The organism is Agrobacterium sp. a22-2 (assembly GCF_012276985.1).
In the GTDB taxonomy this organism is placed as follows: domain Bacteria; phylum Pseudomonadota; class Alphaproteobacteria; order Rhizobiales; family Rhizobiaceae; genus Allorhizobium.
In genome coordinates this window covers 131,590-149,883 of sequence record NZ_JAAXMM010000009.1, presented here as the reverse complement: position 1 = coordinate 149,883, position 18,294 = coordinate 131,590, and the positions used below count along the sequence as shown (strand labels likewise).

The window sequence follows — 18,294 nt, the reverse complement described above, 5'->3', positions numbered from 1 at the left end:
CCATCAACGATGACGCGGCTGATAGTCGCGCTCAGGTCCGGAGTTCAAATATGACAGGTTCCACAGAGATGGTGCGCGCCATTGACCATCTGGTGTTGCCGGTGGCCTCGCTGGAAGAGGCGAGGGGGCGATTGACCCTGCTGGGCTTTACCGTGGCGCCGGATGCCCGTCATCCCTTCGGAACCCAGAATGCCTGCGTCTTTCTGAAAAGCGGCAGCTATCTGGAGCCTTTGGCCATCGCAAGCGTCGATGAGTGCCAGGCGGCTGTCGACCATGGCAATGTCTTCGTGGCGCGGGACCAGGACTTTCGCCGACGCCACTCCGAAGGCCTGTCGGCGATCGTCGGCGCGACGGCCGATGCGGCAATCGATCACGCCCGCTTCCTGGAGCACGGTTTGTCCGGCGGCGAGATGCTGGCCTTCGAACGGCCGGTTCTGCAGCCAGACGGCCGGATCGCCCGCGCCGGCTTCAAGCTGGCCTTTTCGGCCGATCCGCGATCGCCGGATTTTTGCCTGTTCACCTGCCAGCGGGTCAGGCCGCTTGCCTTTGATAAAGCGGCTCTGGAGCGCCACGGCAATGGTGCGCTGGCCATTGCCTCGGTGGTTCTGACGGCGAAGGATCCGGCCTCCTACCTTCCCTGGCTGCGGGTGGCGCTGGGCGAGGGATGGGCCGAAGCCCGACCGAACGGCGTCAGCTTTTCGACTGCCGCGGCCCAGATCGAGATCGTCGACCCGGCCGGGCTCATGGAGATGACGGGCCTGCCGCAAGGGGAGGCTGCCGAGGGGTTGGCCGGGGCCGCGATCGTGTTTTCGGTTGCAGATCTGCTAGTGACAGAGCGTGTGCTGACTGATAATGGCGTGGCCTCTGTAAGCCGGCAAAACCGCCTGGTCGTGCCGCACGAAGCCGGGCAGGGCGTGCCCTATCTATTCCAGGAGGTTCCATGAGCAATTCGACCAATTCCACCGTCACCGTCGGCGACGGGGCCACCCAGGTCGCTTTTTCCAACAGTGCCCGCTTCTCGCTGATTGCCGGTCCGTGCCAGATGGAAAGCCGCGACCATGCCTTCATGATGGCTGGCGCTCTTAAGGAAATCTGCGACAAGCTCGGCATCGGCCTGGTCTACAAATCGTCCTTCGACAAGGCCAACCGCACCTCGCTGTCGGCCGGGCGCGGCATCGGCCTTGAAAAGGCGCTGGAAGTCTTTGCCGATCTGAAGACGGAATTCGGCTTCCCCGTCCTGACGGACGTGCATACCGAAGAACATTGCGCCGCCGTGGCGCCGGTTGTGGATGTTCTGCAGATCCCGGCCTTTCTGTGCCGCCAGACCGACCTGTTGATCGCCGCCGCCAAGACGGGCCGCGCCATCAATGTCAAGAAGGGCCAGTTCCTGGCGCCCTGGGACATGAAGAACGTGCTGCACAAGATCGTCGCCAGCGGCAATCCGAACGTCATGCTGTGCGAGCGTGGCGCGTGCTTCGGCTATAACACGCTGGTCTCCGACATGCGCTCCCTGCCGATCATGGCCGCCATGGGCGCGCCGGTGATCTTCGATGCCACCCATTCCGTGCAGCAGCCGGGTGGCCAGGGCGGCTCGACGGGCGGCCAGCGCGAATTCGTCGAAACCCTGTCGCGTGCGGCCGTGGCGGTCGGTGTCGCCGGCCTCTTCATCGAATCCCACCAGGATCCCGACAATGCCCCTTCGGACGGTCCGAACATGGTGGCATTGAAGGACATGCCACGTCTGCTCGAAAAGCTGCTGGCGTTCGACGCGATCGCCAAGGCAGCGTAATACCAGCCAGCCCACAGCCGAAACTATAGTTTCGGCCGTGGTGGCCATGACCCGTTGGAATAGGGGTCCCGTTTGTCGCAGACGCCAGTCGTCACCCTCGGCGCCCTGCGACAAACCCGTTAACGGCCTTGAACCATCATGCACACCGCTTGGAATGATGCGCCAACGCGCTCAACGCATTTGGAGCTTTCGAAAGATGTGCGGCGCCATGCCGGTTGCCTGGCGGAAGGCAGTCGCAAACCGGCTTGCGCTGCCAAACCCGCTTTGCCGCGCAATATCCCTGAGTGCCAGGTCTCCTTGTCGAAGCAGCCGCGCCGCCGTCTCCATTCGCCGCGTCACCAGATAGGCGTGCGGCGGAACGCCCATGCTCTGCTTGAAACAACGGGTAAAATGCCAGGGGCTCAAGCCGGCGATGCGCGCGAGTTGCGCCACCGAGATCTGGTGTCCGGCACCATCCTCCACCGCCTCCAGGACGCGCTGCAAGCAACGACCCGACAATCCGCCGCTGACGCCGTGAACAGCCTCGACAATGGCTTCTGCGACGCTGCCTGGAGAACTCAGTACCCCATAAAATCCCACCGGCAGATCCCGACGGAACCAGCCTCGGCGTGTCGCCGCACGGCGCGCGAAATCGGTATAGAGGGACGCCGATGGCGCAATTGAATGTGCCGAGCAGTGAATATAGTGACGCGGAATGGCCGCGAGCACATCACTTCGCGTGACGAGGTCGGCGGGTTGGTCGAAGCTGGCGAGCGGCTGTGGCGATATCCGGCCTGCCACCAGGGATCGATCACCGGCATTCCGCAAATCCGACATGGGTCCCGGTGCCGGCAGGATAACAGGCAGGCCGCCATGTGCTGCGCGGCGGGCGCGATACGCATCGGTGAACGCCATGGGAATCGTCTCCAGCATGGATTTGCCGTGCTCGGGAAGAATAGCATCGATATAGACCAGCGCCGCGATCTGGGCAGGCACGCGTGCGGCCGCGGCAGTTGCAACGATGCCTCCGTAACTCTGCGCGACAAGGACCACTTGGGTCGGCGTGAAATGCGAAAGTAGGTCCAAAAGCTCGGCCACATGCGACGACAAGGTTGCTCCGTTTCCCGCATGCTCGGCGGCGAAGGAGGGAGCAATCGCCCTGTGCCCCATCTGGCGAAGACGATCCGACACGCGGCTCCAGATCCAGTCGCCGTGAAACGCGGCGTGCACCAGCACGAATGTCGTCATCGCCTTCCTCGCAACCTGTTACCGGACCACACCGTGTCGATCATAAACAGATATGTCCCATTGCAGCCATCGCGCATTCGGGCCAGTTTACGTTTCTTGCTGCAATCGGCGAAGCACGCGACGTCAAGGCTTGTCACCGGCGGTGCGGCAGGCAACTGTCACGGTCCCTCCAAGTCATTCGAGGTCAGGATTGTGACGACAGATCTGTACAGAATAGCGGTGATCGCCGACATTCATAGCAACGTTGCGGCTCTCGAAGCCGTCCTGGCGGATATCGCCGGGCAGAATTGCGACACGACTGTCAACCTTGGCGATATCGTTTCCGGCCCGCTCCATCCGCGCGAGACGGCTGAGCGGCTGATGCCGCTCGGTTTCCCCACCGTGCGCGGCAACCACGAGCGTCAGCTCCTGACATTTGCCGTGCCGGACCTGGGGCTGTCCGATACGTTCGCGATGGATGTCCTGACTGGCGAGCACCTGGCTTGGATCCAAGCCATGCCGGAGCGGTTGGTCCTCAGTCAGGGCGTTCTCCTTGTTCACGGGACGCCGTCGAATGATCTTGCCTATCTCCTGGAAACTGTCGAACCTGAGGGCTGTCGTGCGGCCACGCCCGCGGAAGTCGAAGACCGGCTTTCCGGCGTCGATGCGGCGGTCGTCTTGTGCGGACACACCCATCTGGCGCGCGAGATGCGCCTGGCCGATGGACGTCTTGTCGTCAACCCTGGAAGTGTCGGGCTGCCGGCTTATCAAGAAGCGCACCCCTATATGCATCGCAATGAAGCGGGCTCACCCTATGCCCGCTATGCCATCGTCGAAAAGCGGTCCGATCGCTGGCATAGCGAATTCAGATCCGTTGCCTATGATTGGGAAGGGCAGGCCATGCTTGCCGAGCAGCGGCAGCGTGTCGATTGGGCGTGTGCCCTTCGAACTGGCCATGTGTAAGGACGGCTTATAGCCGATATCTGGGTTTCGGAATATGTATGGGCATGGCGAAGTTTGGATGCGTTCGGTTGGTAGGCGGTTTTTTGATGCGTCAAATGCCGTTCGCTTCTGTCATATTGCCGCCATTGTATTTTCCGCATCTTCGATTAAGACAGGCCATCCTCAAGTCCCACAGAAGCAGGGAGGCCCCCCATGACTGCAATCACCGACATCATCGGCCGAGAAATTCTCGACAGCCGCGGCAACCCGACCGTCGAGGTCGACGTCTATCTGGAAGACGGCAGCATGGGCCGTGCCGCTGTTCCCTCGGGCGCCTCGACCGGCGCCCATGAAGCCGTCGAGCTTCGCGATGGCGGCAAGCGCTATCACGGCAAGGGCGTCGAAAAGGCCGTCGAGGCGGTCAATACCGAACTGTTCGACGCCATCGGTGGCCTGGATGCTGAAAACCAGATCCAGATCGACAATATCATGATGGAACTGGACGGTACGCCGAACAAGTCGCGACTCGGCGCCAACGCCATTCTCGGCGTGTCGCTGGCCGTCGCCAAGGCTGCTGCCGAAGCCTCCGGCCTGCCGCTCTACCGTTATGTCGGCGGCCCGAACGCCCATGTCCTGCCGGTGCCGATGATGAACATCATCAACGGCGGCGCCCATGCCGACAATCCGATCGACTTCCAGGAATTCATGATCATGCCGGTCGGCGCCGATACGCTGCGCGACGCCGTGCGCATGGGCTCGGAGATCTTCCATGTCCTGAAGAAGGAACTGGCAGCCCAGGGCCACAACACCAACGTCGGCGACGAGGGTGGTTTTGCGCCCGGCCTGAAGAGCGCGCCGGAAGCGCTTGATTTTATCATGAAGTCGGTGGAGAAGGCCGGCTACAAGCCGGGTGACGACGTTTGCCTGGCGCTCGATTGCGCCTCGACCGAATTCTTCAAGGGCGGCAAATACGTCATGGAAGGTGAGGGCCGTACGCTCGAATCAGGCGCCATGGCCGAGTACCTTGCGGAACTCGCCGGCAAATATCCGATCATCTCGATCGAAGACGGCATGGCCGAAGACGATTGGGACGGTTGGAAGGCTCTGACCGATCTGATCGGCGATACCTGCCAGCTGGTGGGCGACGATCTGTTCGTCACCAATTCGGCCCGCCTTCGCGACGGCATCAAGATGGGCGTTGCCAACTCCATCCTCGTCAAGGTCAACCAGATCGGCACCCTGACGGAAACGCTCGATGCCGTCGAAACGGCGCACAAGGCGGCCTATACCGCCGTCATGTCGCACCGCTCGGGCGAGACCGAGGACTCGATCATCGCCGATCTCGCGGTCGCCACCAATTGCGGTCAGATCAAGACTGGCTCGCTGTCGCGCTCCGACCGCCTGGCCAAATACAACCAGCTGATCCGCATCGAGGAAATGCTTGGGCCCCAGGCCCGCTACGCCGGCACCTCCATCCTGCGCGGCTGATAATCGCCCCAAATACCGCTTTGACCAGCCCGCGCCTCTTCATCGAGGCGCGGGCTTTTTCGTGTCGCCTTCGTCGTGGTCAACGATCGGTTAAACAATCGACGCTACGGTGTACTCATAGTTTTGCGTATCAGGGCATCTCAAGCATGTGGACTCGGCACCATAAAAAGAGAAAATTCGGTCGCCTTATTCTCCCCGCAGTCACCACGGCCTTTCTCGGCTATTTCGGCTATCACTCCGTGCATGGCGATTACGGTCTGCGCGCCGCCGAGACGTTCGAGCAGTTGCGCAGCGCCCGCAGCGCCGAGCTCGCCTCCCTGGTTTCCCGCCGCAAGATGTTGGAAAAGCAGGTCGAATTGCTCAGCGACGGTTCGCTTGAGCGCGATATGATCGATGAGAAGGCGCGCTACCAGCTGAATGTGTCTCGCCCCGACGAGATTGTTATCTTTAATAGCTACTTCTAATTAACCGAAATTCGGTTAATCCTATTAAATCGTTTATTTTCAACAATATAGCCTGAATGGATGCTATGCATTTATTGCATTGCCGACCGGTCTATTCTTGCATATGGTGTCGGCAACAAAAGAGTTTGATCTCAAATATCAGGGAGGGATATATGGCGCCGCGAAAATCCGCGACTGCTTCCAGCCGCAAGCCCACGGCCAAGCCTGCCAAGAAGGATTTCGTCGATGGTCTGATCGCTGAATTCGATCGGGACACCGAATTGAAGGCCTACCGCGAAATGCTGCTGATCCGGCGCTTCGAGGAAAAGGCCGGCCAGCTCTACGGCATGGGCTTCATCGGCGGCTTCTGTCACCTCTATATCGGCCAGGAAGCTGTCGTCGTCGGCATGCAGATGGCGCTGAAGGAAGGCGACCAGGTAATCACCGGTTACCGCGACCACGGCCATATGCTGGCCACCGGCATGAGCGCCCGCGGCGTCATGGCGGAACTGACGGGGCGCAAGGGCGGCTATTCCAAGGGGAAGGGCGGCTCGATGCACATGTTCTCCAAGGAAAAGAACTTTTACGGCGGCCACGGCATCGTCGGCGCTCAGGTGTCGCTCGGCACGGGTCTGGCCTTCGCCAACCGCTATCGCGGCAATGACAGCATTTCGGTTGCCTACTTTGGCGATGGCGCGTCCAACCAGGGCCAGGTCTACGAAAGCTTCAACATGGCCGAGCTGTGGAAGTTGCCGGTCATCTATGTGATCGAGAACAACCGCTACGCCATGGGCACCTCGGTGTCGCGTGCCTCGGCCCAGACCAATTTCTCGCAGCGCGGCGCATCCTTCAACATTCCGGGCCTGCAGGTCGACGGCATGGATGTCCGGGCTGTGCGGGCGGCGGGCGAACAGGCGGCCGAATTCTGCCGGGCCGGCAAGGGTCCCGTCATCATCGAGATGATGACCTATCGCTATCGCGGCCATTCCATGTCGGATCCGGCAAAATACCGGTCCAAGGACGAAGTGCAGAAGATGCGCTCCGAGCATGATCCGATCGAGCAGGTGCGGCTGCGGCTCCTTGAAAAGGGCTGGGCAACCGAGGACGAGTTGAAGGCGATCGACAAGGATGTCCGCGATATCGTCGCCGACAGCGCCGATTTTGCCCAGGCCGATCCGGAGCCGGATGTATCCGAGCTCTACACCGATATCCTGTTGTGATTGGGGAGCATTAGCCCATGTCCGTTCAAATTCTGATGCCCGCCCTGTCTCCGACGATGGAAGAGGGCACCCTGTCGAAATGGCTGAAAAAGGAAGGCGACAAGGTCGTCTCCGGCGACATCATTGCCGAAATCGAAACCGACAAGGCCACCATGGAAGTGGAGGCCGTCGATGAGGGCGTGATCGGCAAGCTGCTGATCGAAGCCGGCACCGAAGGCGTCAAGGTCAATACGCCGATCGCCATCCTGCTGCAGGACGGCGAAAGCGCCTCTGACGCCGCCGCGCCGAAGGCGGCAGAAGCCGCAGCGCCTGCTGCCTCGGATGCCGCAGGCGGCAAGGCCCGCGAAGCGACCGACGAGCCGACCGCCACCAAGCCGGCAACCGTTCCGGCCGCACCCAAGCTCGAAGTCGCCTCCGATCCGGATATCCCGGCCGGCACCGAAATGGTGTCGATGACCGTTCGCGAAGCCCTTCGCGAGGCCATGGCCGAGGAAATGCGCGCCAATCCCGACGTCTTCATCATGGGTGAGGAAGTCGCCGAATATCAGGGCGCCTACAAGATCACCCAAGGCCTTTTGGCCGAGTTCGGTCCGCGCCGTGTCGTCGACACGCCGATCACCGAACACGGCTTTGCCGGCGTCGGCGTCGGTGCGGCGATGGCCGGTCTTCGGCCGATCGTCGAATTCATGACGTTCAACTTCGCCATGCAGGCGATCGACCAGATCATCAATTCGGCCGCCAAGACGCTCTACATGTCGGGCGGCCAGATGGGCGCGCCGATCGTGTTTCGCGGTCCGAACGGGGCCGCGGCCCGCGTTGGTGCCCAGCACAGCCAGGACTATGCGGCCTGGTACAGCCAGATCCCGGGCCTCAAGGTCGTCATGCCCTACACGGCAGCCGACGCCAAGGGCCTGCTGAAGGCGGCGATCCGCGATCCGAACCCGGTCATCTTCCTGGAAAACGAAATCCTTTACGGTCATTCGTTCGACGTGCCGAAACTGGATGATTTCGTCCTGCCGATCGGCAAGGCGCGCATCCATAAAGTCGGCAAGGACGCGACGATCGTCTCCTTCGGCATCGGCATGAACTATTCCGTCAAGGCGGCCGAAGAGCTTGCCAAGATCGGCATCGACGTCGAGATCATCGATCTGCGCACCATCCGTCCGATGGACCTGCCGACGGTGATCGAATCGGTCAAGAAGACCGGCCGTCTGGTCACCGTGGAAGAAGGCTATCCGCAGTCGTCGGTGGGCACCGAAATCGCCACCCGCGTCATGCAGCAGGCCTTCGACTATCTCGATGCGCCGATCCTGACGGTCGCCGGCAAGGACGTTCCGATGCCCTACGCCGCGAACCTCGAAAAGCTCGCTCTGCCGAATGTCGGCGAAGTGGTCGAGGCGGTCAAAACCGTCTGCTACAAGTAACGGGAGGGTTTGCACATGCCGATCAACATCACGATGCCGGCACTCTCCCCGACCATGGAAGAGGGCAATCTGGCCAAGTGGCTGGTCAAGGAAGGCGACACCGTCAAGTCTGGCGATGTGATTGCCGAAATCGAGACCGACAAGGCGACCATGGAAGTGGAAGCCGTGGACGAGGGGATCGTCGCCAAGCTGGTCGTTCCGGCCGGCACCGAAGGCGTCAAGGTCAATGCCCTGATCGCCATCCTGGCGGTCGACGGTGAGGACGTGGCGGCAGCGGCATCCGGCAGCGGTAGCGCTGCTCCGGCTCCCGCCAAGGCTGATGCCGCTCCGGCACCGGCCACCCCGGCAAGCGCCCCGGCGCCGGCGGCGGCACCGGTTGCAGCCGCGGCACCTGCGGCTCCGGCAGCACCGGCCAAGGCCGCTGGCGAACGTATTTTCGCTTCGCCGCTGGCCCGTCGTCTGGCCAAGGATGCCGGCGTGGATATTTCCGCTGTCGCCGGCTCCGGTCCGCATGGTCGCGTCGTGAAAAGCGATGTCGAAAAGGCGGTTTCCGGCGGCGTTGCCAAGGCCGCTCCGGCGCCGGCGTCTGCCGCGACACCGGCCGCTGCCGCCCCGGCAATGGCCAAGGGCGCATCGGACGAGGCCGTGCTCAAGCTGTTCGAGGCCGGTTCCTACGAACTCGTGCCGCACGACGGCATGCGCAAGACCATTGCCAAGCGCCTGGTGGAATCCAAGCAGACCATTCCGCATTTCTATGTGACGGTCGATTGCGAACTGGATGCGCTGCTGGCGCTGCGTGCCCAGCTGAATTCTGCCGCCCCCCGCAAGGAAGGCGCTCCGGCCTACAAGCTTTCGGTCAACGACATGATCATCAAGGCGATGGCCCTGGCGCTGACGGAAGTGCCGGATGCCAATGTGTCCTGGACCGAGACCAACATGGTCAAGCACAAGCATGCCGATGTCGGCGTGGCCGTGTCCATTCCGGGCGGCCTGATCACGCCGATCATCCGCAAGGCCGAGACCAAGAGCCTGTCGGCGATCTCCAACGAGATGAAGGATCTCGGCAAGCGCGCCAAGGACCGCAAGCTGAAGCCCGAGGAATACCAGGGCGGCACGACCTCCGTGTCGAACATGGGCATGATGGGCGTCAAGCAGTTCGCCGCCGTCATCAATCCTCCCCATGCCACGATCCTGGCGGTCGGCGCCGGCGAGGAGCGGGTGGTCGTCAAGAACGGCGAGATGAAGATCGCCAATGTCATGAGCGTGACCCTGTCGACCGACCATCGCTGCGTCGATGGCGCTCTGGGTGCCGAACTGCTCGGTGCCTTCAAGCGCCTGATCGAAAACCCGTTGGGCATGCTGGTCTGATCCGGAGGCTAAGATGACCGAACTGCAGAACACGGTATCCTTGGGAATGCGCCTGAAGCGTACACTCTGGATGTCGTTTTCTGCATCGGTGCTCTCTGGCATTGGCGGTTTGCTGGCATTCGGGATTGTAGCGGGTCTTTTTGCGCCGGATGGTACCGACAAACTTAGCGTGGATCAGGATTTCTTTATGGTGATCTTCAACGTACCGCCGGTGTCGATCGCTTTGGGAATCGTGTCGTTTTTTGCGCAATTGGCGGCGAGGCCATACGTTATGGATTTGGTGATGCTATGTTTGGCGGCGCTGTTTTTGGCCGGAGTGCTGAACGTGTATTACAATTATGCGGATCCGTCCTCCGCCTCTGAAAAGATCTATCTTATTGGGGCGCTTGTTCCTGGTTTGATCATGATTGTCGCGCACTGGTCGTTTTTCAAGATCAGCGCCGTGAACAGGCATGGTCGCGCGATGGTGAGCGCGGCATGAAGTCCGTTCTCTGCTACGGCGACAGCCTCACCTGGGGATACGATCCGGTCAATCCGGGTCGTCATGCCTATGAGGACCGCTGGACGAGCGTCTTGCAAAAGGCGCTCGGACACGGCGTCAGGGTGATTGCCGAGGGGCTGAACGGCCGCACTACCGCCTATGATGACCATCTCGCCGATTGCGAACGCAATGGCGTGAAACTGTTGCCGAGCGTGCTGGAAACCCACGCGCCGGTCGATCTGGTCATCCTGCTGCTCGGCACCAACGACATGAAGCGCGGCATCGCCGGCACGGCAATTGCCGCGGCCAAGGGCATGGGGCGTCTGGTCAAGCTCGTTCGCCATCATGAATGGGGTTTTGACTACGATGCGCCGGAAATCCTGATCGTTGCGCCGCCGGCCATTTGCGAAACCGCCAATGCGCCGTTTGCCGCGATGTTCAAGGGGAGCCTCGAAGAGTCGGCCATGCTGGCGAGCCTCTACCGCGATCTGGCCGACGAGACGGGCTGCGGCTTTTTCGATGCCGGATCTGTTGCCAGCACCACGCCGCTTGATGGCATTCATCTCGATGCGGACAATACCAGGGCTCTCGGTCGTGGTGTGGAGCCGGTGGTGCGCATGATGCTGGGGCTTTGATGTGACGGCGCCTTGTGTCGCGTCGCGCGTTTCGCTGCGGGACGCGACCCGGGGCGACGCTGCGGATCTGGCGCTGCTGGTCGATATCGCCTCCCATGGCTTTGCCTCCTGGCTCTGGCATGGCGCGGTGGTGACGGGCACAGCCGATACGCCCCTGGAGCAGGGCCGGTCGAAGCTGGCCGAGGATGGCGGCATTGGCGCATGGCAGGATGCGACGGTTGCCGAACTGGAGGGCGAGATTGCCGGGGCGGCGATAGGGTACCGGTTGACGGAAGCAGTGCGTGATATGGAGGCGGCACACGCCAGGCTGGAACCGGTCATGGCGTTGCAGAAGCAGGCGGTCGGCAGCTGGTTCATCAGTACGTTGGCCGTCTATCGCCAGCAACGGGGCAAGGGTGTGGGGCGTTGCCTGCTGCTGGACCAGATGAGACGGGCCGACGGTCGACCGGTCAGCCTGATCACCGAGAGCCATAACGAGGTGGCTCAGGCGCTCTATCGGCGCCATGGTTTTTCGGAAAGGGCACGTCTGGATGCCGTGCCGCTTTTCGAAAAGGCAAGGCGTTATGCCTGGGTCCTGATGGTCGCCGACGGCCGCTGACGTCTGAGGAAATACAGTGCGCAAACCGCACTGACGACGAGAAAAATTGATTGAGATCAAGGAGTAAAGGGTTCGAGTGGTTAGGCTCATCGTATCGACCGTCATGAAAGAGGAGATACGATATGTCGAACACCCCGCACCAACTGGCGGAAGAATTCCCCGAACATGCGGCCAGGATGCACGCCCTGAAAATGAGCGACACCCATTTCGCCAAGCTGTTTGAGGAATATCACGACGTCAACCGCGCCATTCACCGCGCGGAAACGGATGTGGAACCGGTCGGCGACACGCATATGGAAACGATGCGCAAGCAGAGAGTGGTTCTGAAGGACGAAATCTACGGGATGCTGACAAAGGCCTGACGGCTTCTGCTTCATCCCGAGGGCAAGGGGTCTGGCCGCAAGGTGAGGCCCCGAACCTGACCAAGAGGAGATGAAGGCAGTGTCCAACGCTTATGACGTCATCATTATCGGTTCCGGCCCCGGCGGTTACATTGCCGCCATTCGTGCCGCCCAGCTTGGCCTGAAAACCGCGATCGTCGAGCGCGAGCATCTGGCCGGCATTTGCTCGAACTGGGGCTGCATCCCGACCAAGGCGCTGCTGCGCTCGGCCGAAATCCTGCATTATGCCCAGCATCCCGGCGATTACGGCATCAAGATCGAAGGCGCGGTGACGCCGGATCTGAAGGCGATCGTCAAGCGTTCGCGCGGCATTGCCGAGCGCATGAACGGCGGCGTCGGGTTTCTGATGAAGAAGAACAAGGTTGATATCATCTGGGGCGAGGCAAAACTTTCCAAGCCCGGCGAGATCGTTGTGTCCAAGACCACCAAGAAGATCGTCGAGCCGCAGGGGCCGATCCCGAAGAACACGCTGGGCGAGGGCACCTATACCGCCAAGCACATTATCGTCGCCACCGGCGCCCGTCCGCGCGCACTGCCCGGCATCGAGCCGGATGGCAAGCTGATCTGGACCTATTTCGAGGCGATGAAGCCCGAAGAGATGCCGAAATCCCTGCTGGTCATGGGCTCCGGCGCCATCGGCATCGAGTTTGCCTCCTTCTATCGCACCATGGGCGTCGATGTGACCGTGGTCGAAGTGATGAAACAGGTCATGCCGGTCGAGGATGCCGAAATCTCGGCTTTCGCCAAGAAGCAGTTCGACAAGCAGGGCATGAAGATCCTGCTCGAAGCCAAGGTGTCCAAGGTCGAAAAGGGCGCCAATTCCATCACCGCCCATGTCGAGCTGAAAGATGGCACCATTCAACAGATCACCGCCGACCGGATGATTTCCGCCGTCGGCGTCCAGGCCAATATCGAGAATATCGGCCTTGAGGCATTGGGCGTGAAGACCGACCGCGGCTTCATCGCCATCGATGGCTATGGCAAGACCAACGTGCCCGGCATCTATGCGATCGGCGATGTCGCCGGTCCGCCGATGCTGGCCCACAAGGCCGAGCACGAAGCCGTCATCTGCGTCGAGAAGCTGGCCGGCCTGCCGAATGTCCATCCGATGGACAAGGCAAAGATCCCCGGCTGCACCTATTGCCATCCCCAGGTCGCCTCCGTCGGCCTGACCGAGGCCAAGGCCAAGGAACAGGGCCGCGACATCCGCGTCGGCCGTTTCCCCTTCGTCGCCAACGGCAAGGCGATCGCGCTTGGCGAAGACCAGGGCATGGTCAAGACGATCTTCGACAAAAAGACCGGCGAACTGCTCGGCGCCCATCTGGTGGGCGCGGAAGTCACCGAACTGATCCAGGGCTTCGTGGTCGCCATGAACCTCGAGACGACGGAAGAAGAGTTGATGCACACCATCTTCCCGCACCCGACGATTTCCGAGACCCTGAAGGAAAGCGTTCTGGACGCCTATGGAAGGGCGCTCAACGCCTAAAGGCTGGTTGTGACGCTAGCTTCCGCAGCCTATATAGGCGGCGGGAGTCCTCAACAAAGGAGTGGACTATGACGGGATTTCAAATTGGCTGGTTTCTGACGATCATCGTCGGCGGCCTGGCGGGCTGGCTCGCCGGCAAGTTCATGAATGTGCGCTTCGGCATCCTGATGAACATTCTCATCGGCATCGTCGGCGCGGTCGTCGCGTCGGCCATCTTCCGTCGCCTGGGCATCGGCGTCGAAGGCGACTGGCTCGGTTATCTGATCACCAGCTTCGTGGGCGCCAGCATTCTGCTGTTCGTCGTCAAGCTGGTGCGGCGCTAGAATAAGGATCCGCTCTCTGACAGCGGATAGACGGGTTTTGCTACCATGGTGACCATCCTCGACAGGACCAATCTCGACGAAAAGCGCGTGCGCCATCCGGAAAAGGCCCACAAGCCCGATACCGAAGTGCTGCGCAAGCCGGAATGGATCCGGGTGCGAGCGCCGACCTCCAAGGGTTATGCCGAGACCCGCGATCTGGTGCGCAGCCACAAGCTGGTCACCGTCTGCGAAGAGGCCGGCTGCCCGAATATCGGCGAGTGCTGGGACAAGAAGCACGCCACCTTCATGATCATGGGCGAGATCTGTACCCGCGCCTGCGCCTTCTGCAATGTCGCCACCGGCAAGCCGAATGCGCTTGACATGGCCGAGCCGGAGAATGTCGCTAAGGCCGTCAAGCAGATGGGCCTGATGCATGTCGTCATCACCTCGGTCGACCGCGACGATCTGCCGGACGGCGGCGCCGAGCATTTCGAAAAGGTGATCTGGGCGATCCGCGCCGCCTCGCCGGAAACCACCATCGAAATCCTGACGCCCGACTTCCTGAAGAAGCCCGGTGCGCTGGAGCGCGTCGTTGCCGCCAAGCCGGATGTCTTCAATCACAATCTGGAAACCGTGCCGGGCAATTACCTGACCGTTCGCCCGGGCGCCCGCTATTTCCACTCGATCCGTCTCCTGCAGCGGGTCAAGGAACTCGATCCGACCATGTTCACCAAATCCGGCATCATGGTCGGTCTTGGTGAAGAGCGGAACCAGGTCCTGCAGCTGATGGACGATCTGCGCACCGCCGATGTCGACTTTATGACCATCGGCCAGTATCTGCAGCCGACCCGCAAGCACCACAAGGTCGAGCGTTTCGTCACGCCGGAAGAGTTCAAGTCCTATGAGGATATCGCCTATACCAAGGGCTTCCTGATGGTCGCCTCCAGCCCGCTGACCCGCTCCTCGCACCACGCCGGCGACGACTTTGCCCGGCTGAAGGCCAATCGGGAAAAGCTGCAAGCGGGGCGGTGATGCACGAGGCTCTGTCTGCGACTTGTAATTCATGATAAAGGGGTTCAAGGACAAGCGGACGGAGCAACTGTTCCTCACCAGCAAGGCCCGAGGACTGTCGACGGAAATTATTGATCGCGCCCGGCGCAAGTTGATGATGCTAAACGCAGCGAACTCGCCGGACGATTTACGGGTGCCACCGAGTAACAGACTGGAATTGCTGAAGGGCGACCGCGCCGGCCAGTATTCGATCCGTATCAATGACCAGTGGCGGATTTGCTTCCGGTGGCTGGATGGCGATGCGCTTGATGTCGAAATTTGCGACTATCACTGAGGAGACGCATGTTGCACATTCCCCAGGACCCCATTCATCCCGGACAGATACTGCGAGAAGAGTTTCTGGCGGACTACGGGCTGACCCTTGACAGGGTTGCGGCCGATACCGGGATTGACCTCCACGAGCTCACTGCTGTTGATAACAGCGCCGCGCCTGTGAGCGCGGAAATGGCGTTGCGGTTGTCACGCTATTTCTCCAACAGCCCAGAATTCTGGCTCAATCTGCAGCGAACCTATGACCTATCGCTTGCCCTGAAATCCGCACAGGGGCTGGACAAGATATCGCCGGTCCGCGCCGCGTGAGACGACCAGGCGATGGCGCGCTTGATATCAATCACTGATGCTGCCGAACACCTGCGCTCCTCCAACCGGATCCTCGTGATCGGTTGCTCGGGCAGCGGCAAGAGCACACTGTCACAGGCGCTCGCCGGCAGGCTCGAATTGCCTTACGTGTCGATGGACCGCGAGGTCTTCTGGCTGCCCGGCTGGCAACAGAGGCCGCGCGAGGAGATGGTTCAACGCATTTCGGAGATTGTGGCGAGGCTGCGTTGGATCATGGACGGCACCAACCCGAGCACGCTGCCTCTGCGTCTGCCACGCACCGACCTTGTCATCTGGATGCGGCCGCCGCGTTGGGTGTCGCTGTATGGTGTCTTTTCTCGTGCCATCCGCTACCGAGGCCTGTCCCGCCCGGAGATGGCGGAGGGTTGCCCAGAGCGCGTGTCGCTTGAGTTTCTGCGCTACGTCTGGAACTTCGAAAACAGTGCAGCGCCGCGGATCGAGGCGCAGTTGGCCGCATTCCCGGTTGAAATTCCCGTTCTGGTGTTGAAATCCCATGCGGAGAGCCGTCGGCTACTTGCCATTCTCGATCGCGGTCATTAGCTCAGTTTCATGCCGCAATTCGAAACCCGCCGTCCCGTCAAGCATTCTCCCGAACGGATGTACGATCTCGTCGCCGATATCGAGCGCTATCCACAATTCCTGCCGCTCTGCGAGGCCCTGGTCGTCCGGTCGCGCAAGGAGCGCGATGGCAAGGTGCTGATGGTGGCCGACATGACGGTCGGCTACAAGGCGATCCGCGAGACCTTTACCACGCAGGTGCTGCTGAACGCCGCCGAGCGCGCCATCGACGTCAAATATATCGACGGGCCGTTTCGCTATCTCGAAAACCGCTGGCGTTTCGAGCCGGCCGGCGAGGGCGGCTGTTCCGTTCATTTCTTCATCGACTACGAGTTCAAGAACCGCCTGCTGGGCGCCTTGATGGGGTCGATGTTCGACCGCGCCTTCCGCATGTTCAGCGAGGCCTTCGAGGCCCGCGCCGACAAGATCTACTCGGAGTCCTGACCGAGTTCGCGTAACAGTTCGAGAGCCGTTCTGACGGTCGCCAGCCGGATGCCGTTGCGACCGAGATCGCCATAGCGCATTTCCCGATGCATCGTCTGGCCGCCTCTGCTGACGGCTGCCAGGTGCACCAGGCCGACCGGCTTGTCCGCCGATCCGCCGCCAGGCCCGGCAATGCCGGTGACGGCAACGGCGGCTGACGCGCCGGACCGCATCAGGGCGCCTTTTGCCATCTGCAGCGCGGTTTCCTTCGAGACCGCACCAAAGCTGTCGAGCGTTGCGGCTCTGACGCCCAGCAGGTCCGTCTTGGCCTGGTTTGAATAGGTGACGAAACCCCGGTCGACCACGGCGGACGATCCGGCAATCTCGGTGAGCGCAGCAGCGATCAGGCCACCGGTGCAGGATTCGGCCGTGGCGATCGTCAGGCGACGTTCGGTGTAAAGGCCAATGAGCAGCCTTGCCTGCGCTTCGATATCGCCCGGAAACAGGCTCATGACGGCTGTCCTGCAAAAACGACCGTCGCCGTGGCGATGGCGGCTATGCCCTCGCGCCGGCCGACAAAGCCGATGGTCTCATTGGTCGTCGCCTTGACCGAACAGCGCTCCAGCGAAATGCCGAGGATTTCGCTGAGCTTCTCGCGCATCTCCTGCCGATGCGGGCCGATCTTCGGGGCTTCGGCAATCAGCGAAATATCGGCATTCATGATCGTGCCGCCATGGTCGCGGACGATCTTGGCGGCATGCTCCAGGAAGATGCGTGACGCAGCCCCTTTCCACTGCATGTCGGACGGCGGGAAGTGGTCGCCGATATCACCGGCCCCGCAGGTTGCCAGCAGCGCGTCGGTTAGCGCATGCAGCGCCACGTCGGCGTCCGAGTGGCCCTTGAGCTTCTGGTCATGCCTTATGAAGATGCCACAGAGTGTCACCCCATCGCCGGGTTCCAACTGGTGTACGTCATAGCCGTTGCCGGTTCGCACATCGGGCAGGGCAGGTGCGGACAGTTTGGCATCGGCCATGGCGATATCCCTCTGGACGGTCAGTTTTACATTATCCGGCGAGCCCTCGACAAGCCGGACTGTAAGGCCGGCCCATTCGGCAATCGCGGCATCGTCGGTGAAGTCGGTCCGGCCATCCGTCTCGGCCCGTTGGTGGGCGGCAAGGATCGCCTCATAGGCAAAGCCCTGCGGCGTCTGCGCGGCAAACAGGTTAGCCCGTGATACGGTTCCGTCGCTCAACCCGTCCGGCGTGCCGCGCTTCAGCGTATCGGTGACCGGCATGACAGGCAGCGCGCCGTCCGCCCCGTCCGCCAGGGCTGATATCACCCGTGCGATCAGATCCGCCTCGACAAACGGCCGGACGCCATCGTGGATCAGCACGGTATCGATCCTGACGTCGCGCAGCGCCCGCAGGCCGGCCAGAACGGAGGCCTGTCGAGTCTGCCCGCCCGACACGATCCTGATATCCCCTTCGCACTGCGGCAAAAACGTCAGGGCCTTGTCGAGCAGCGCTCTGTCGTCGGGATGGATCACCACGACGACAGGCATATCAGCGGCAAAGCTCTGGAAATGCTGGATTGTGTGGGTAATAACAGGCTTGCCGCCGATCATCCTGTATTGCTTGGGTCCCTCGACGGAAGCGCCGGCTCTTTCACCGCGACCGGCCGCGACGATGACGATTCCGGTTGACCTTGCCTTGTCATGTTGCATATGCACAGCAAATCCCGAATTGCTGGTGGAGCCCGACAGTCCTCTATCGGCTCCGGCGCGAAGATTCCAGCATCTGCCCGGATTATTATCGCCCCGCCGCGATTTCGCTTGGCAAAGG

The 18,294-nt window shown here is 61.5% G+C and carries 22 protein-coding genes; 19 read left to right on the top strand and 3 right to left on the bottom strand.

Annotation, left to right across the window (positions count from 1 at the left end; genetic code table 11):
• Positions 1-50 precede the first annotated feature (50 nt).
• Both HFC70_RS15555 and kdsA read left to right on the top strand, forming a co-directional pair.
• Complete coding sequence (locus HFC70_RS15555) at positions 51-944, top strand: VOC family protein (RefSeq protein WP_168474181.1); 894 nt, start codon at positions 51-53, stop codon at positions 942-944.
• Positions 941-1,789 (top strand): 3-deoxy-8-phosphooctulonate synthase, encoded by an 849-nt coding sequence (gene kdsA / locus HFC70_RS15550; protein WP_168474180.1) that lies wholly within the window; start codon positions 941-943, stop codon positions 1,787-1,789. Before HFC70_RS15555 ends, kdsA begins: the two co-directional genes overlap by 4 nt.
• A 171-nt stretch (positions 1,790-1,960) precedes the next feature.
• Here the strand turns inward: kdsA and HFC70_RS15545 are convergent, their stop codons facing one another.
• Positions 1,961-3,016 carry an alpha/beta fold hydrolase gene (locus HFC70_RS15545; RefSeq protein WP_168474179.1) on the bottom strand — a complete coding sequence of 352 codons (1,056 nt, stop codon included), beginning with the start codon at positions 3,014-3,016 and terminating at the stop codon, positions 1,961-1,963.
• Between the two features lie 204 nt (positions 3,017-3,220).
• On the opposite strand from HFC70_RS15545, the gene HFC70_RS15540 reads away from it, so the two are divergent.
• From HFC70_RS15540 to HFC70_RS15460, 17 genes are all read left to right on the top strand, one after another.
• Positions 3,221-3,958 (top strand): metallophosphoesterase, encoded by a 738-nt coding sequence (locus HFC70_RS15540; RefSeq protein WP_246735815.1) that lies wholly within the window; start codon positions 3,221-3,223, stop codon positions 3,956-3,958.
• Between the two features lie 192 nt (positions 3,959-4,150).
• The gene (gene eno, locus HFC70_RS15535; RefSeq protein ID WP_168474177.1) at positions 4,151-5,425 is read left to right on the top strand and encodes a phosphopyruvate hydratase; all 1,275 of its coding nucleotides are present in this window, start codon (positions 4,151-4,153) and stop codon (positions 5,423-5,425) included.
• Positions 5,426-5,571: 146 nt separating this feature from the next.
• Positions 5,572-5,889 carry a septum formation initiator family protein gene (locus tag HFC70_RS15530; RefSeq protein ID WP_168474176.1) on the top strand — a complete coding sequence of 106 codons (318 nt, stop codon included), beginning with the start codon at positions 5,572-5,574 and terminating at the stop codon, positions 5,887-5,889.
• A 152-nt stretch (positions 5,890-6,041) separates the two neighbouring features.
• Entirely contained in the window at positions 6,042-7,088 is a 1,047-nt protein-coding gene (gene pdhA, locus HFC70_RS15525; protein ID WP_168474175.1) for a pyruvate dehydrogenase (acetyl-transferring) E1 component subunit alpha, read from the top strand.
• A gap of 17 nt (positions 7,089-7,105) precedes the next feature.
• Positions 7,106-8,512, top strand: coding sequence for a pyruvate dehydrogenase complex E1 component subunit beta (locus tag HFC70_RS15520; RefSeq protein ID WP_168474174.1), 1,407 nt, complete (start codon positions 7,106-7,108; stop codon positions 8,510-8,512).
• Positions 8,513-8,527: 15 nt separating this feature from the next.
• Positions 8,528-9,880: a pyruvate dehydrogenase complex dihydrolipoamide acetyltransferase gene (locus tag HFC70_RS15515; protein ID WP_168474173.1), complete on the top strand. Its 1,353-nt coding sequence runs from the start codon at positions 8,528-8,530 to the stop codon at positions 9,878-9,880.
• A gap of 13 nt (positions 9,881-9,893) precedes the next feature.
• Positions 9,894-10,361, top strand: a complete 468-nt coding sequence (locus HFC70_RS15510) for a hypothetical protein (RefSeq protein WP_168474172.1) — start codon at positions 9,894-9,896, stop codon at positions 10,359-10,361.
• Positions 10,358-10,996 carry an SGNH/GDSL hydrolase family protein gene (locus tag HFC70_RS15505; RefSeq protein ID WP_168474171.1) on the top strand — a complete coding sequence of 213 codons (639 nt, stop codon included), beginning with the start codon at positions 10,358-10,360 and terminating at the stop codon, positions 10,994-10,996. Before HFC70_RS15510 ends, HFC70_RS15505 begins: the two co-directional genes overlap by 4 nt.
• Before the next feature lies 1 nt (position 10,997).
• Complete coding sequence (locus tag HFC70_RS15500; RefSeq protein ID WP_168474170.1) at positions 10,998-11,594, top strand: GNAT family N-acetyltransferase; 597 nt, start codon at positions 10,998-11,000, stop codon at positions 11,592-11,594.
• A 122-nt stretch (positions 11,595-11,716) separates the two neighbouring features.
• A complete protein-coding gene (locus HFC70_RS15495) occupies positions 11,717-11,956 on the top strand; it encodes a YdcH family protein (protein WP_168474169.1) in 240 nt (79 codons plus the stop codon).
• A 79-nt stretch (positions 11,957-12,035) separates the two neighbouring features.
• Positions 12,036-13,481, top strand: coding sequence for a dihydrolipoyl dehydrogenase (gene lpdA / locus HFC70_RS15490; protein WP_168474168.1), 1,446 nt, complete (start codon positions 12,036-12,038; stop codon positions 13,479-13,481).
• A 68-nt stretch (positions 13,482-13,549) separates the two neighbouring features.
• On the top strand, positions 13,550-13,804 hold the full coding sequence (locus tag HFC70_RS15485) for a GlsB/YeaQ/YmgE family stress response membrane protein (RefSeq protein WP_168474167.1): 255 nt from the start codon (positions 13,550-13,552) through the stop codon (positions 13,802-13,804).
• Positions 13,805-13,849: 45 nt separating this feature from the next.
• The gene (gene lipA, locus HFC70_RS15480; RefSeq protein WP_168474166.1) at positions 13,850-14,815 is read left to right on the top strand and encodes a lipoyl synthase; all 966 of its coding nucleotides are present in this window, start codon (positions 13,850-13,852) and stop codon (positions 14,813-14,815) included.
• 31 nt (positions 14,816-14,846) lie between these two features.
• Positions 14,847-15,128 (top strand): type II toxin-antitoxin system RelE/ParE family toxin, encoded by a 282-nt coding sequence (locus tag HFC70_RS15475; RefSeq protein ID WP_168474165.1) that lies wholly within the window; start codon positions 14,847-14,849, stop codon positions 15,126-15,128.
• Positions 15,129-15,136: 8 nt separating this feature from the next.
• On the top strand, positions 15,137-15,433 hold the full coding sequence (locus tag HFC70_RS15470; protein WP_168474164.1) for a HigA family addiction module antitoxin: 297 nt from the start codon (positions 15,137-15,139) through the stop codon (positions 15,431-15,433).
• Between the two features lie 12 nt (positions 15,434-15,445).
• Positions 15,446-16,012 carry an AAA family ATPase gene (locus tag HFC70_RS15465; RefSeq protein WP_168474163.1) on the top strand — a complete coding sequence of 189 codons (567 nt, stop codon included), beginning with the start codon at positions 15,446-15,448 and terminating at the stop codon, positions 16,010-16,012.
• 9 nt (positions 16,013-16,021) lie between these two features.
• Positions 16,022-16,474, top strand: coding sequence for a type II toxin-antitoxin system RatA family toxin (locus HFC70_RS15460; protein ID WP_168474162.1), 453 nt, complete (start codon positions 16,022-16,024; stop codon positions 16,472-16,474).
• Here the strand turns inward: HFC70_RS15460 and HFC70_RS15455 are convergent.
• Together HFC70_RS15455 and HFC70_RS15450 are read right to left on the bottom strand one after the other, a co-directional pair.
• On the bottom strand, positions 16,459-16,965 hold the full coding sequence (locus HFC70_RS15455) for a CinA family protein (protein WP_168474161.1): 507 nt from the start codon (positions 16,963-16,965) through the stop codon (positions 16,459-16,461). The genes HFC70_RS15460 and HFC70_RS15455 overlap by 16 nt on opposite strands.
• Complete coding sequence (locus HFC70_RS15450) at positions 16,962-18,176, bottom strand: bifunctional 2-C-methyl-D-erythritol 4-phosphate cytidylyltransferase/2-C-methyl-D-erythritol 2,4-cyclodiphosphate synthase (RefSeq protein WP_168474160.1); 1,215 nt, start codon at positions 18,174-18,176, stop codon at positions 16,962-16,964. The genes HFC70_RS15455 and HFC70_RS15450 overlap by 4 nt, the downstream gene beginning before the upstream one ends.
• Between the last annotated feature and the right edge of the window lie 118 nt (positions 18,177-18,294).